The organism is Actinomadura parmotrematis, assembly GCF_019458805.1.
Lineage (GTDB): Bacteria > Actinomycetota > Actinomycetes > Streptosporangiales > Streptosporangiaceae > Spirillospora > Spirillospora parmotrematis.
The window spans coordinates 1-14048 of the sequence record NZ_JAIBOA010000004.1 but is presented as its reverse complement, the minus strand read 5'-3'; the positions used below and the strand labels follow the sequence as shown (position 1 = coordinate 14048).

The 14048-nt window shown below is 75.1% G+C and carries 11 protein-coding genes; 5 read left to right on the top strand and 6 right to left on the bottom strand.

Going from position 1 to position 14048, the window contains the following annotated elements:
- Positions 1–88 precede the first annotated feature (88 nt).
- Positions 89–1144, bottom strand: coding sequence for an acyl-CoA dehydrogenase family protein (locus tag K1Y72_RS07315; RefSeq protein WP_220164551.1), 1056 nt, complete (start codon positions 1142–1144; stop codon positions 89–91).
- Positions 1141–2334 (bottom strand): acyl-CoA dehydrogenase family protein, encoded by a 1194-nt coding sequence (locus tag K1Y72_RS07310; protein WP_220164549.1) that lies wholly within the window; start codon positions 2332–2334, stop codon positions 1141–1143. The genes K1Y72_RS07315 and K1Y72_RS07310 overlap by 4 nt, the downstream gene beginning before the upstream one ends.
- 153 nt (positions 2335–2487) lie before the next feature.
- Here K1Y72_RS07310 and K1Y72_RS07305 point away from each other — a divergent pair, with 153 nt between their 5' ends.
- Positions 2488–2805 (top strand): hypothetical protein, encoded by a 318-nt coding sequence (locus K1Y72_RS07305; protein WP_220164547.1) that lies wholly within the window; start codon positions 2488–2490, stop codon positions 2803–2805.
- 7 nt (positions 2806–2812) lie between these two features.
- Here the strand turns inward: K1Y72_RS07305 and valS are convergent, their stop codons facing one another.
- Positions 2813–5383, bottom strand: coding sequence for a valine--tRNA ligase (valS, locus tag K1Y72_RS07300; protein WP_220164545.1), 2571 nt, complete (start codon positions 5381–5383; stop codon positions 2813–2815).
- A 126-nt stretch (positions 5384–5509) separates the two neighbouring features.
- On the opposite strand from valS, the gene K1Y72_RS07295 reads away from it, so the two are divergent.
- Complete coding sequence (locus K1Y72_RS07295; protein ID WP_220165119.1) at positions 5510–5797, top strand: DUF4235 domain-containing protein; 288 nt, start codon at positions 5510–5512, stop codon at positions 5795–5797.
- A 106-nt stretch (positions 5798–5903) separates the two neighbouring features.
- Positions 5904–6503 carry a maleylpyruvate isomerase family mycothiol-dependent enzyme gene (locus K1Y72_RS07290; RefSeq protein WP_220164543.1) on the top strand — a complete coding sequence of 200 codons (600 nt, stop codon included), beginning with the start codon at positions 5904–5906 and terminating at the stop codon, positions 6501–6503.
- An 88-nt stretch (positions 6504–6591) separates the two neighbouring features.
- Here K1Y72_RS07290 and K1Y72_RS07285 read toward each other — a convergent pair whose 3' ends face one another.
- On the bottom strand, positions 6592–7425 hold the full coding sequence (locus K1Y72_RS07285; protein ID WP_308286943.1) for a hypothetical protein: 834 nt from the start codon (positions 7423–7425) through the stop codon (positions 6592–6594).
- Positions 7426–7441: 16 nt separating this feature from the next.
- Positions 7442–7738, bottom strand: coding sequence for a DUF4193 domain-containing protein (locus K1Y72_RS07280; protein ID WP_220164541.1), 297 nt, complete (start codon positions 7736–7738; stop codon positions 7442–7444).
- A 493-nt stretch (positions 7739–8231) separates the two neighbouring features.
- Between K1Y72_RS07280 and K1Y72_RS07275 the strand changes: the two genes are divergently transcribed.
- Together K1Y72_RS07275 and K1Y72_RS07270 are read left to right on the top strand one after the other, a co-directional pair.
- Entirely contained in the window at positions 8232–9986 is a 1755-nt protein-coding gene (locus tag K1Y72_RS07275; RefSeq protein WP_220164539.1) for a serine/threonine protein kinase, read from the top strand.
- Positions 9987–10077: 91 nt separating this feature from the next.
- Positions 10078–12804 carry an ABC transporter substrate-binding protein gene (locus tag K1Y72_RS07270; RefSeq protein WP_220164538.1) on the top strand — a complete coding sequence of 909 codons (2727 nt, stop codon included), beginning with the start codon at positions 10078–10080 and terminating at the stop codon, positions 12802–12804.
- A 44-nt stretch (positions 12805–12848) separates the two neighbouring features.
- Here K1Y72_RS07270 and K1Y72_RS07265 read toward each other — a convergent pair whose 3' ends face one another.
- Entirely contained in the window at positions 12849–14039 is a 1191-nt protein-coding gene (locus K1Y72_RS07265) for a sensor histidine kinase (RefSeq protein WP_308286966.1), read from the bottom strand.
- Positions 14040–14048: the final 9 nt, after the last annotated feature.

Below are 14048 nucleotides of genomic sequence, written 5' to 3'. Positions count from 1 at the left end.
GCGCCACCCCGTGACCGTGCCCTGCACTGTGCGACCATTACCCGCCCTCGACCCGCCGCCCGTGCGGCGGGTCGAGGGCGGGCGCCCGTCAGGGCAGCAGGTCCAGGTGCGCGGCGAGCCGCTCGCGGTGGCGGCGGGGCGCCCCGAGCAGCAGCTCGTCGGTCTTGGCGCGCTTGTAGTACAGGTGCGCGTCGTGCTCCCAGGTGAACCCGATGCCGCCGTGCAGCAGCAGGTGGTCCCTGGCCACCCGGAAGTAGGCGCGGCCCAGGTAGGACTGGGCGAGCGCCGCCGCGACCGGCAGCTCCCCGGGGTCCTCGTCGGCCGCCCAGGTGGCGTACCGGACGACGGCCTCGGCCTGCTCCAGCACGCAGTGCATGTCGGCGAGCCTGTGCTTCACGCCCTGGAACGACCCGACGTAGCGGCCGAACTGCACGCGCAGCTTGGCGTACTCGACGATGGCGTCCAGGCAGCGCCGCAGCCCGCCGAGCTGCTCGGCGGCGAGGGCCACCGACGCCAGGTCCAGCGCCCGGTCGACGTCGGCGGTGCCGACGTGCCGGGCGGGGGTCGCGGCGAACTCGACGCGGGCCTGCGGCCGCGTCAGGTCCAGCGTGGTGAGGGCGGTGCGAGCGGCGTCCGCCCCGCGCACCGCGTACAGCTCCCCGCCGGCCGGCACGATGATCAGGTCGGCGTCCAGGCCGTGCGGGACGCGCGGCGCGACGCCGGTGAGCGTCCCGCCCGACGCGGTGATCTCCGGGTCGCCGGGGACCGGCAGCACGCCGACCGCCAGGGTGGTGCCCGCCGCGATGCCGGGCAGCAGGTCCTTGGCGGCCGCCGAGTCGCCGGAGGCCAGCAGCAGGTCGGCGGCGATGACGGCGCCGAGCAGCGGCGACGGGGTGAGGGCGGCGCCCAGTTCCTCCAGGACGGCGGCGAGCTCGCCGCGCCCGGCGCCCGACCCGCCGTGCTCCTCGGGGATCGCGAGGCCGGCGAGGCCGAGCTCGCCCGCCATCCGCTCCCAGACCCGCGGGTCGTGCCCGGCGTCCGACTCGGCGATCTCGCGGACCCGCCCGATCGGGGAGGTCTCGGCGAGGAACGCGCGGACGGCGGACGCGAGGTCGCGCTGGTCGTCGCTCTGCAGCAGCCTCACTTGCCGGCCTCCTTCGCCTGGGTGCCCACCTTCAGCTCGCGGAACGGGACGCCGCGGTCCACCGCGGGCTCGCGCGGCAGGCCGAGGACGCGGTCGCCGATGATGTTGCGCATGATCTCGTTGGTGCCGCCGCCGAGGGCCATGCCCGGCCCCCACGCCAGCGCGCCGGCGATCTTCCCGCCGCCCTCGCCGTGCGCGACGGCGTCCGGGCCGAGGATCTCGCCGGCGATGTCGGCCGAGTCCAGGGTGAGCTCGGCGAGCAGCAGCTTGACGACCGAGCCGCGCGCCCCCGGCTGCACGCCCGCCTTGACCTCCTGCGACAGCTTGGCGTTCAGCAGGTCGAACGGCCGCTCCTGGAGGTAGAGGTCGAGGAGCCGCTCGCGGACGGCGGGGTCGGCGAGCAGGCCGCGCTCACGGGCGGTGCGCGACAGCGCCGCGAACGAGGCGGGGCGCTCGGTGCGGGTGCCGCCCATGCCGATCGACACGCGCTCGTGCAGCAGGGTGGTGACCGCCGCCGACCAGCCGCCGTTGACCTCGCCGACGACGTGGTCGGGGGCGACCTCCACGTCGTCGAAGAAGATCTCGTTGAAGTGCGACTCGCCGGTCATGTCGCGCAGCGGCCGGACGGTGACGCCGGGGTGGTGCAGGTCCACGATGAACATCGTGATGCCCTGGTGCTTGGGGACGTCGGGGTCGGTGCGGGCGATGAGCAGGCCGTAGTCGGCCTGCCGCGCCACCGACGTCCACACCTTCTGCCCGTTGATCACCCAGGTGCCGTCCTCGCGCCGGACGGCGCGGGTCTGCAGCGAGGCGACGTCCGACCCGGCGCCGGGCTCGGAGAACATCTGGCACCAGATCTCCTCGCCGCGCAGCAGCGGCCGGACGTAGCGGAGCTTCTGCTCCTCGGTACCGATCGACAGCAGCGTCGGCCCGCACATGCCGAGCCCGATGCCGAAGACGCCGACCGGCAGCGGGTGGTCGCGGGACGCCTGCTGGAAGGCGCGCTCCTCGGCCGCCGACAGGCCCTGCCCGCCGTAGGCCGCCGGCCAGGTGATGCCGGAGTAGCCGGCGTCGTACAGCCGCGCCATGAAGGCGCGGGCGGCGGCGAGGTCGGGGTCGGCGGGCAGGTCCGCGGTGGCGCCGTCCAGCCACGCGCGGGCGCGGCCGGTGTAGTCGTCCAGTTCCGTCACGGGGCGGCTCCTCGGGGGGGTCAGTGACCACTTACACTAGTGCGCCCCGCCCCCGGAGGGAACGGCCGGGCGGGCCGGGACGCCGCCCGCCGGGCAGCGTTTTTCCGGCGGATCGCCCGCCCCGCCGTCACGACTCGGCTACCGTGCGTGCCCATGAACCTCTTCAGCGCCTCCCCCCTCACCTCCGGCTGGACCGAGCAGGAGTGGCAGGCCGAGACGCGGGCGCTGCGCAGCGCGCTCGCCGCCCTCGGGACGCCGGTCGCCGAGTGCCTGCCCGGCGAGCCCGCGGCGTGCGGCGAGTCCACCCCGTCGCACTACGCCACCTACGCCGGGATGCTGCGCGCCCGCGCCGAGACGCTCGCCGAGGTCAACCTCGGCCAGGACAGCGACGGCATGCGCGTCGCCGACCGCGTCTACCGCGAGAACCTCGACGGCTACCGCGCCAAGTTCGGTCTCGCCCGCCGCCGCTGACCCGCCGCTACTCCCCCGCCTGCTCGGCGAGGGCGACCTCGACGGCGAGGTCGCCCTCGCCGGTCGCCAGGTCGAGCTCGGCGACGCGGCCCGCCCCGCGGAGGTCGCCCGCGACCGCGTGCAGCGCGCCGGCTCCCGCGCCCGAGACGCGGGCGAGCGCGACCTCGGCCCGCATCGACAGCCGGGCGTCGGACTTGGCCCGCCGGATCTGCCGCAGCGCCTCGGCCGCCACCGGCAGCAGCGCCGCGTCTCCCGCGACCAGGCCGTCGGCGGACGCGCCCGGGATCTCGCCGGGCTCGGGCCAGGCGGCCAGGTGCACCGACCCCTCCCGCCACCACGACCAGACCTCCTCGGTCACGAACGGCAGGAACGGCGCGAACAGCCGCAGCAGCACCGACAGCGCGGCGTCCAGCGCGGCCCGCGCCGACGCGGCCTCGCGGCCGGTGCCGTACGCGCGCTGCTTGACCAGCTCCAGGTAGTCGTCGCAGAAGTCCCAGAAGAACCGCTCGGTGCGCTCCAGCGCGCGGGCGTAGTCGTAGCCCTCCAGCGCCTCGGTCGCCTCGGCGGCGACCGCGCGGAGCGCCGCCAGCATCGACAGGTCCAGCGGCTGCCACACCTCCGCGCCGGCGCCCTCGTCCAGCGGGTGCTCGCCGAACTGCAGGACGAACTTCGACGCGTTCAGGATCTTGATGGCGAGGCGCCGGCCGACCTTGATCTGCCCGGTGTCGAAGGCGGTGTCGGTGCCCGGCCGCCCGCTCGCCGCCCAGTACCGGACGGCGTCGGAGCCGTACTGCTCCAGCAGGTCGATCGGGGTGACGACGTTGCCCTTGGACTTGGACATCTTCTTGCGGTCGGGGTCGAGGATCCAGCCCGACAGCGCGACGTCGCTCCACGGCAGCACGTCGCTCTCCAGCTCCGCCCGGACGACCGTGGAGAACAGCCAGGTGCGGATGATGTCGTGCGCCTGCGGCCGCAGGTCGAACGGGAAGACCCGCCCGAACAGGTCGGCGTCGCGCTCCCAGCCGCCCGCGATCTGCGGCGTCAGCGACGACGTCGCCCAGGTGTCCATCACGTCGGGGTCGGCGGCGAACCCGCCCGGCTCGCCCCGCTGGTCCTCGGTGAACCCCGGCGGAACGTCGGAGGACGGGTCGACCGGCAGCGCCGACTCGGCCGGGACGATCGGCGCGTCGTGCACCGGCTCGCCCGCGCCGTCCAGGGGGTACCAGACCGGGATCGGGACGCCGAAGAACCGCTGCCGGGAGACCAGCCAGTCGCCGTTCAGGCCCGACACCCAGTTCTCGTAGCGGGCCCGCATGTACGCCGGGTGCCAGCGCAGCTCGCGGCCCCGCTCCAGCAGCCGCTCGCGCAGCTCCGCGTCGCGGCCGCCGTTGCGCAGGTACCACTGCCGGGTGGTGACGATCTCCAGGGGCTTGCTGCCCTTCTCGTAGAACTTCACCGGCCGGACGACCTTGCGGGGCTCGCCGTCCAGGTCGCCCGACTCCCGCAGCAGCTCGACGACGCGCTCCTTGGCCGAGAACACCGTCTTGCCGGCCAGCTCGTCGTAGGGGTGCGCGGGGACGCCCGCGGGCGGGTCGGCGGCGAGCCGCCCGTCCCAGCCGACGACGGCGCGCGTCGGCAGGTCCAGCTCGCGCCACCAGACGACGTCGGTGACGTCGCCGAAGGTGCAGACCATCGCGATGCCCGACCCCTTGTCCGGCTCGGCGAGCCGGTGCGCGAGGACGGGGACCTCGACGCCGAACAGCGGCGTGCGGACCGTCGTCCCGAACAGGTCGCGGTACCGCTCGTCGTCGGGGTGGGCGACCAGCGCGACGCAGGCGGGCAGCAGCTCGGGCCGCGTCGTCTCGATGAAGACGGGCCGGTCCGGGGCGTGGAAGGCGATCCGGTGGAAGGCGCCGGGCTGGTCGCGGTCCTCCAGCTCGGCCTGCGCGACGGCGGTGCGGAAGGTGACGTCCCACAGCGTCGGCGCCTCGGCCAGGTAGGCCTCCCCGCGCGCCAGGTTGCGCAGGAACGCGCGCTGCGACGCGGCGCGGGCGTCGGCGCCGATGGTGCTGTAGAGGTGGTTCCAGTCGACCGACAGGCCGACGCGGCGCCACATCTCCTCGAACGCCTTCTCGTCGACGGCGGTGAGCCGCTCGCACAGCTCGATGAAGTTGCGCCGCGAGACCGGGATCTGGCGTTTGGGGTCGGGCTTCGCCGGCGGCTCGTAGCCCGGGTCGTAGGGCAGGGACGGGTCGCAGCGGACGCCGAAGTGGTTCTGGACGCGGCGCTCGGTCGGCAGGCCGTTGTCGTCCCAGCCCATCGGGTAGAACACCGCGCGGCCGCGCATCCGCTGGAACCGGGCGATCGCGTCGGTGTGGGTGTAGGAGAAGACGTGCCCGACGTGCAGGGACCCGCTGACGGTCGGCGGCGGGGTGTCGATGGAGTAGACCTCGGCGCGGGGCCGCGTCCGGTCGAACCGGTAGGTGCCCGCGTCCTCCCAGCCCTGTACCCACGCGGTCTCCAGGCCGTCCAGGGAGGGCTTGGCGGGAACGCGCGGCGCACGTGGCTGTTCTGTCATGCCTCCATCGTAGGGAGCGGCCCGGAATCCGCAGGTGATTAAACGCCGGGCCCGGTGAGACCCGGCGCCGCCGGGGTAGGGCGTTCCGGTACCGTCGGGGCAGTTCCGTACTACGGGAGGACGATGATGGCGGACAAGGGCGACATGGGCTGGCGGGTCGTGGCCGCCGGCGCGGCCTTCGCGGGCGGCTGGGTCGCCAAGAAGGCGATCGCGGTCGCCTGGAAGAAGGGCACCGGCAAGGAGCCGCCGACCAACCCCGAATCCCCCGACGTCGCGCTCAGCGAGGCGATCGGCTGGATCGTGGTCATGGGCATCGGCGTCGAGGTCGCCCGGCTGCTCGCCACCCGCGCCGCGGCGCGGCAGTGGGCCAAGAACAGCGGGACGGCTTCGCAGCACCTGAAGACCGAGGTCTGACCCCGGGTCTTATCGGACGGGGGGCCAATCGCGCCGTCCCCGCCCCGGCTGCGTATCGTGGTCGGTCCCCGTCGCCCCGCGGGGACGATCGAAGGGACCGACCGCGATGCGCCGCCTGGACCAGATCACGCTGCCGTTCGAGGACGCGCTGCGCGCCGAGCGGCGGCGGCTGATCGCGACGCTGGACGCGCTGTCCGACGACGACTTCGACGCCGGCTCCACCCTCTGCGCCGAGTGGGCCCCGCGCGACGTCCTCGGCCACGTCATCGGCCTGGACTACTTCCTGGCCTCCTACCTGCGCCACGGCGTCCGGATCAACGCCGCGAACAAGGCGCAGGCCGACCGGGCCCGGCAGGTGTCGCGGGCGCGGCTCATGGAGTGGGCGCGGCACTGGGCGGACCGGCCGTCGACGACGAGCCGGCTCGGCGCCGCGATCATGCTCGGCGACCTCGGCATGCACCACCAGGACGTGCTGCGCGGGCTCGGCCGCGCCCGGCAGGTGCCGGGCGACGTCGCCACCGCGATCTTCCGGGAGGGGCTGCAGCTCAGCCTGTGGCTGAACCGGCGGGTGCTGCGGCACCGGCTCGTCCCGACCGACGGGCACCGCCCCGTCGGGCGCGGTTCCGAGGTGCGGGGGACGCGCGAGGCGCTCGGCCTCTGGCTGGCCGGGCGGGACGCGGTCGCCGGCGAGCTGGAGTTCGCCTGACCCGGTCCCGCCGGGACGCCCCGGGGCGCCGCGCCGCGCGGAGGGGGTTCCGCGGCGGCGCGGCCGGACCGGCCGGTGGCGGGGGGGGCTAGCGTGCGTTCTTGGGGAGCAGTTTCGGCAGGTCGCGCGGGTCGCGGCCGCGCAGGTCGTGCCGGATGACGTCGCCGAGCCGCCGGGTGGCGGCGCGGTTCAGCGCGGCGCCCGCGGCGGCGCCGGTGAGGAACGGCCCGAACGTGGTGAGGTGCCGCCCGAAGGTCTTCAGCATCCGCTTGCGCAGCGCCGACTTGGCGGCCGTGCCGAGCGCGCTCGTCAGCGACCCGGCCTCCATCGGGTTGACGCCGCGCTGGCGGGCCCAGGAGGTGACGAACGCCGCGCCGCGCACCGAGCCCGACCCCTGGACCCGCACCTCGTAGACGGCGTGCAGCTCGGCGATCATCTTGACCTCGATGGCCGCCACCACCAGCGTCTCGGCGGCGAGCTGCGCGGGCGCCGTCAGCAGCATCGGCGGCGCGGCGAACTCCACCGCCGCGAGGGCGCCGCCCGCGGCGCCGACGGCGGTGGTGGCGTTGCTCGCGACCTTCACCACGCTGTCGGCGAGCGCCTCGCCGGTCAGCCCGTGGTGGTGCGCCGACAGCGTCTCCAGATCGCGGATCGGGATGTGCGGCGCGGCGGCGAGCAGCAGGTCGGCGAGCCACCGGCCGCGCGCGAACCCCGAGGCGCCCGCCCGGCGCGCGCTCTGGCCCAGCAGGCGGGCCAGGCGCCCGAGCAGGCGCCCGCGGGTCTCGCGGTCCATGTCGTCGTCGGCGGCGGCGGAGAGCCGGCCGATCAGCTCTCCGATCTCGGCGGAGCCGTCCCCGTGGAACGGCTCCACCGCGCCGCCGCGACCCTTGCGCTCCTCGTCGTGCCCGAGGTCCTCGCTCACCGGCGACGCCCCCTGCTCAGGCGGCGCACTCGCGGCAGACCGGCTGGCCGTTCTTCTCGGTGGCCAGCTGGCTCCGGTGGTGCACCAGGAAGCAGCGCGTGCAGGTGAACTCGTCGGCCTGGCGCGGGACGACGCGGAAGGTCAGCTCCTCGTTCGACAGGTCGGCGCCCGGAAGCTCGGCGACCTCGCCGGCGTCCAGGTCCTCGTCGATGATGCTGGCGGCCTTGTCGGCACGGCGCGCCTGCAGCTCCTGGAGGCTGTCCTCGTTGATGTCGTCGTCGGTCTTGCGCGGGCTGTCGTAATCGGTCGCCATCTTGTCTCTCCATCCCCCTCGATGCTTTATGCGCCCCGTCGCGCGGGTCTAACGCACAACGGGCCGTTCTTGTGCCCGATCCGGGCCGGAAATTCTGTCACGGGCGGTGAACTGCGACACACGAGGCGCGACCGGTCTCAGCAGTGACGCCGATCACCCGGATGAGGACCGTGTGCTGTGGCGTCGTGGTGTGGCGTACGTCACTTTCCGGGCGGCTTCGTTCTCGGCGTGGATCGGTGCCGCGGCGCCCTCCCGGGCGACCTGCGGCGGCGGGATCATATCTCTTGCCGGACGGTTGCGCGTGCCAACCCGGCCGTAGCGTCCCGTCCGGCCGCGCACCTGCAAGATCGGCCGGTTCGGGGGCCGCGGCGGGGCGCCGCGCGCGCATCGGGCGAAGGGCGTCCGGAACCCGAACCAGACTCATCGGCGAAACGTCATAACCAACGCGATATCGTGCCCGCCTGAGGCACGAGCTACCCCCCGGAGGAAGAACATGCCGGATGCCGCTCCGCTGGAGCCTGGCGACCCGCGCGCACTAGGTCGGTACGAGGTCGTCGGGCGTCTCGGCGCGGGCGGGCAGGGCGCGGTCTTCCTCGGCCGCCCCCGCGGCGGCGGCGACTACGTGGCGATCAAGCTGCTGCACCCGCAGATGGCCGCCGACCCGGCGGCCCGCGCCCGCTTCACCCGCGAGGTCGCCGCGGCGCAGAAGGTCGAGCCGTTCTGCACCGCGCGGGTGCTGGAGGCCGACGTCGAGGGCAACCAGCCCTACGTGGTCAGCGAGTTCATCGACGGGCCCTCGCTGCACGACGTCGTCGCGCACAACGGCCCGTTCGGCGCCGCCGAGCTGGAGCGCCTCGCGATCGGCACGGTGACCGCGCTCGCGGCCATCCACGAGGCCGGCATCGTGCACCGCGACTTCAAGCCGAACAACGTCATGCTGGCCTCCGACGGGCCGCGCGTCGTCGACTTCGGCATCGCCCGCACGGTGAACTCCCAGGAGAGCGCCGTCACCGCGACCGGGATGGTCGTCGGGACGCCCGGCTACCTGGCGCCCGAGCAGCTCACCGGCGCGGCGCTCACCCCGGCCGTCGACATCTTCGCCTGGGCGGCGACGATGGTGTTCGCCGGCACCGGCACCTCGCCGTTCGAGGCCGAGACGCTGCCGGTCATCATCAACCGGATCCTCAACGAGGAGCCGGACCTGTCGGCGCTGCCCGCCGGGCAGCTGCGCGACCTCGTCGGCCGCTGCCTGTCCAAGGACGCCGGGCTCCGCCCGACCGCGGCGCAGCTGCTGCTGAACCTGCTGAACTCGGCGGGCGCGGCGCCCGCGAACGCCGCCGGCGACTCCGAGGAGCTGCTGAACCAGGGCACCCGGATCGCCGCGCAGCTCCCCGCGCCGCCGCCGGTGCCGCAGGCCCGGCAGGGCTTCGCGCAGGGCCCGCCGCAGGCCGGGCCGGGGCAGAACCCGCCCCCGCACATGATCACTCCGCCGCCGATGGCGATGAACCAGGGCGGCTACCAGCCGGCGTACCCGCAGCAGGGCGCCGGGGGCTTCGGCGGCGGCCCGCCGACCCCGCCGCCGGTCTACCAGGGCGCGCCGGGCCCCTACCAGGGCTCCCCGACGGGCCCGCCGATGCCGATGAACCAGGGCGGCTACCCGAGCGCCGGCGGGCCGGGCTTCGCGCCGCCGCTGCAGCGGCCCCCCGCGCCGAAGTCCAACACCGGCCTGTTCGTCGGCCTCGGCTGCGGCCTGCTGGCGCTCATCGTGGTGATCGTCGTGATCATCCTGGTGATCGTCGGCAGCAAGTCCGACGACCCCGACCCCACGCCGACCGGCGGCTACACCTACTCGCCGTCGTCGGGGGCCTCGGCGCCGATGACGATGAGCGGCGGCGGCCTGCTCGGCATCTACACCGGCACCGGCAACCAGCCCGGCACCTCCGACGTCAACGCCCGGACCTTCACGCCGAAGTTCTACCTGACCGGCAGCACGGGCTCGGCGTTCTACTACTACAGCTCCTCCACCCACATCACCTGCATGACGCGGCTGGCGCTGCTGCCGTCGTCCAGCTCCGACACCCGGAAGATCTACCGGGAGACGGCGATCTCCTCGAACGCCTCGCAGTGCGCCAACGGCTACGTCACGTTCATCATCACGCCCGGCTCCTCCTCGCTGCGCTGGGAGTGGCGGCAGAACTCCGAGAGCGACGGCTCGGCGGAGGCGTACGGCACGGTGAGCAAGCAGTAGCACGGCAGCAGAACGGCCGGCGGACCGGGGCCCCGCGCGCACGCGCCGGGCCCCGGTCCCGTTCGGCGCCCCCCGCCCCCGAAGGAGCCCCATGCCCGACCCGACCCCGTTACGCGAAGGCGACCCGCGGACGCTCGGCCCCTACCGGCTGACCGGCCTGCTCGGCGAGGGCGGCCAGGGCTCGGTGTTCCTCGGCGAGGACGAGCCCGGCGCGCGGGTGGCGGTGAAGCTGCTGCACGCCCGGTTCAGCGGCGACCAGCGGGCCCGCGCCCGGTTCGCCGCCGAGGTCGCCGTCGCGCGGCGCGTCGAGCCGTTCTGCACGGCCCGGCTGCTGGACTCCGACATCGAGGGCGACCGCCCGTACCTGGTCAGCGAGTACATCGACGGCCCGTCGCTGGCGCAGGTCCTCGCCGCGCACGGCCCGCGCCGCGGCGCCGACCTCGACCGGCTCGCCATCGGCACGATGACGGCGCTCGCCGCCATCCACGAGGCGGGCGTCGTGCACCGCGACTTCAAGCCCGGCAACGTGCTGCTCGCCCCCGACGGGCCGCGCGTCATCGACTTCGGCATCGCCCGCGCGCTCGACGCGACCGGGACGCTGAGCAGCGCCGCCGTCGGCACCCCCGCCTACATGGCGCCCGAGCAGATCTCCGGCGCCCCGACCGGCCCGGCCGCCGACGTGTTCGCCTGGGGCGTCACGATGGTGTTCGCGGCCTGCGGGCGGCCCGCGTTCGGCAACGACACGATCCCCGCGGTCACGCACCGCATCCTGAACGCCCCGCCCGACCTCGGCCGCACCCCCGAGCCGCTCCGCTCCCTCGCCGCCGACTGCCTCGCCAAGGACCCGGCGCTCCGCCCGACCGCCCAGCAGGTCCTCGTCCGGCTGCTGACGCTGGCGGGCGGCCTGCGCGGCGCCGCGCCCGCCGACGTCCTCGGCCGGGGCGCCGAGGCCGCGGTGACCGGCACCCTGAACATCGCCCGCCCGGACGCCCCGGCCGGTCCGGCGGCCGCCTTCCCGCCGCCCCCGCCGCCCGCCGCGTCCACCCCGCCCCCGGCGGCCGTCCCGCTGCCGCCGCCCGGCGGCCCCACCACTCCCCCGCCGGGCGCCCCGCCGTTCCGGCCGTCCTGGCAGACCGTCCCGCAGGGCGCCGGGAGGCCGCCCGGCGGGCGCGTCCCGCGCGGCGTGCTGGTCGCCGGGAGCGCCGCCGCCGTCCTCGCGCTGGCCGCCGGCGGGGGCCTGTTCGCCCTCTACCAGAGCGGCGGCGGGAATCCCGACGACCGGGCCACCACCGCCACGGTCCGCGACGGCGGCACCCTGCGGATGGCGGCGAGCCCGTCCTACGCCTCCAGCGACGCCATCGACCCGGCGCACGCCTTCGACACCCTCGCGCGGCTGGCGTCCAAGCAGCTCTACACCGGCCTCGCCGAGATCGACGCGAGCGGCGCGGTGGTGAACCGCGCCGCCGCGTCCATCACCACCCCGGGCGGGCAGGGCTGCCGCGTCTGGACGGTCCGGGTGCGGTCCGGGACGACCTTCAGCGACGGCGAGAGGGTCGACGCCGCCGCGTTCGCCCGCGGCTGGAACCGCAGCGCGCAGAACAAGGACGCCGACAGCACCGCCGTCTTCCAGATGACCGGCATCGAGGGCTACGCCGACGTCGAGTCCGGCAAGGCCACCGCGCTGAGCGGCGTCCAGGCGTCCGGCGACACCCTGACGGTGCGGCTCAGCGCGCCCGACTGCGAGTTCGACCGGCGCCTCGCCGACCCCGCCTTCTACCCGGCGCCGACCAGCGCGGGGGCGCCGAACAACATCGAGTTCAACCGCCGCCCGATCGGCAACGGCCCGTTCAAGGTCGGGAGCTACTCGACCGGCACGCAGCTCGCGCTCGTCCGCAACGACGCCTGGGGCTTCGGGCGCGCGCGCCTGGACGGCGTCCGCGTCACGCTGACGGCGACCGGCGGCGACCGGTCCGCCGCGCCCGGCGCCTACGACTGGACGGCCCTGCAGTCCACGCAGCTCGGGCAGGCCGCGCCCGCCGGGACGCGGCAGGTCTCGCGCGCCGCCCCCTACCAGCGGATGCTGATCCCGCTCGTGCGCTCGGGCGTGATGACGAACGTGCACGCCCGCGAGGCGGTGTCGTACGCGCTGGACCGCGGCGAGCTCAACAAGGCGGCCTACGGCGGCCGGTACCGGATCGCGCACGGGATCGTGCCGGCCGCCGTCAAGGGCTTCGGCGCGCCCGGCCGCTGCCCGTCCTGCGACGCCCCCGACACCGAGAAGGCCAAGGAGGCCGCCCAGGCGGCCGGGCTCGCGAGCGGCACGAAGATCGACCTGTTCATCCGCGGCGAGCAGACGCAGACGGCCCTCGGCAACGCCGTCGCCCGGCGGCTCCGCAGCGTCCTCGGCTGGGAGGTGAACGTCCGCTCCTACGAGACCGCCAAGCTCACCGACTTCACCAAGGCGATCACCGCGAAGGACGCGAACGGCCTGGCGCTGCTCGGCTGGGGCCCCGACTACCCGAGCGGCGCGTCGATGCTGGCGTCGCTGCTCGGCGGCGGCGCCGGCAACACCTCCAACTACGGGGGCTGGACGAACGCCGACGTCGACCGGCTGCTGACGGACGCGCGGACCGCCGCGGCCACCCGCGCCGAGCAGGACGCCAAGGCCCTCCAGGCCGAGAAGATCGCGCTGGACCAGTACGCGCTGATCCCGCTGCTGGACTACACCTGGAACGGCTTCGCCGGCACGGGCTTCACCGGCCTGGCCTTCGACTACGACGGCGACCCCACCCTCGCCGCCACCGCCGCCACCCGCTGACCGGGCGGTCGGGCGGCGGGTCGGGCGGCGGGTCGGGCGGCGGGTCAGGCGGCGGGGAGGCGGACGGTGACGACGAGGCCGCCGCCGCTCCGCGGCGAGGCGTGGACGATGCCGCGGTGGGCGTTCACCACCGACCGGACGATCGACAGCCCGAGCCCGGCGCCCTTGGCCGACTCGACGCGGTCGGCGTTCAGCCGCCGGAACGGCTCGAACAGCCGGTCCACCTCGTAGGCGGGCACCACCGGGCCGGTGTTCTCCACCTGGACGGTGGTGACGCCGTCCAGCACGCCGGTGCGCACCCACACCTCGCCGCCGTCGTCGTTGTGCTTGATCGCGTTGTCGACCAGGTTGGCGACCAGGTGCTCCAGCAGGACCGGGTCGCCGAGCGTGGCGCCCGAGGCGAGCTCGGGGCGGACGGCGACGTCGTGCGGCTGCTCGCGGCGCCGCATGTGCTCCAGCACGGCGGTGGCGACCTCGGCGACGTCCACCCGGACGCGGGCGGTGAGCTCGCGCTCGCTGCGGGCGAGCAGCAGCAGGCCCTCGATCAGCCGCTCGTGGCGGGCGTTGGTGGCCAGCAGGGTGCGGCCGACGGTGCGCAGGTCGTCGGAGACCTCGGGGTCGCCGAGCGCGACCTCCAGCAGCGTCCGGTTGATCGCCAGCGGGGTGCGCAGCTCGTGCGAGGCGTTGGCGACGAACCGGCGCTGGGAGTCGAACGCCTGGCCGAGGCGCTCCAGCATCGCGTCGAAGGTGTCGGCCAGCTCCTTGATCTCGTCGTCGGGGCCCTGCAGCGCGATCCGCTCGTGCAGGGTGCTCTCCGACAGCCGGCGCGCGGTCGCGGTGACCCGCTGGAGCGAGCCGAGCGCCCGGTCGGCGACGAAGTAGCCGAGCACCAGGGCGATGATGCCGACGCCGGCGAGGGCGACCAGGGAGCGGCTGACGAGCTGCCGCATCGCCAGGTCCTTGATCGCGGCGGGGTCGATGATGTCGCCGCGGGGGGTCTGCACCACGTAGCCGGGCGGGAAGACGCTGTCCAGGATGCTGCCGACCAGCAGGTAGGTGACGAACAGCAGCAGGCCGCCCGCCATGAAGAACAGCAGGCCGTACAGGACGGTCAGCCGCAGCCGCAGGCTGACGCGGCCGGGCAGCGCCTTGACGTCGGAGAGGAAGCCGCCGCCGTCGGCCGGGCGCCGGCCCTGGCCGGGCGCGCCGGCCGGCACGGGCTGCGTGGCCTGCACCCCCGGCGA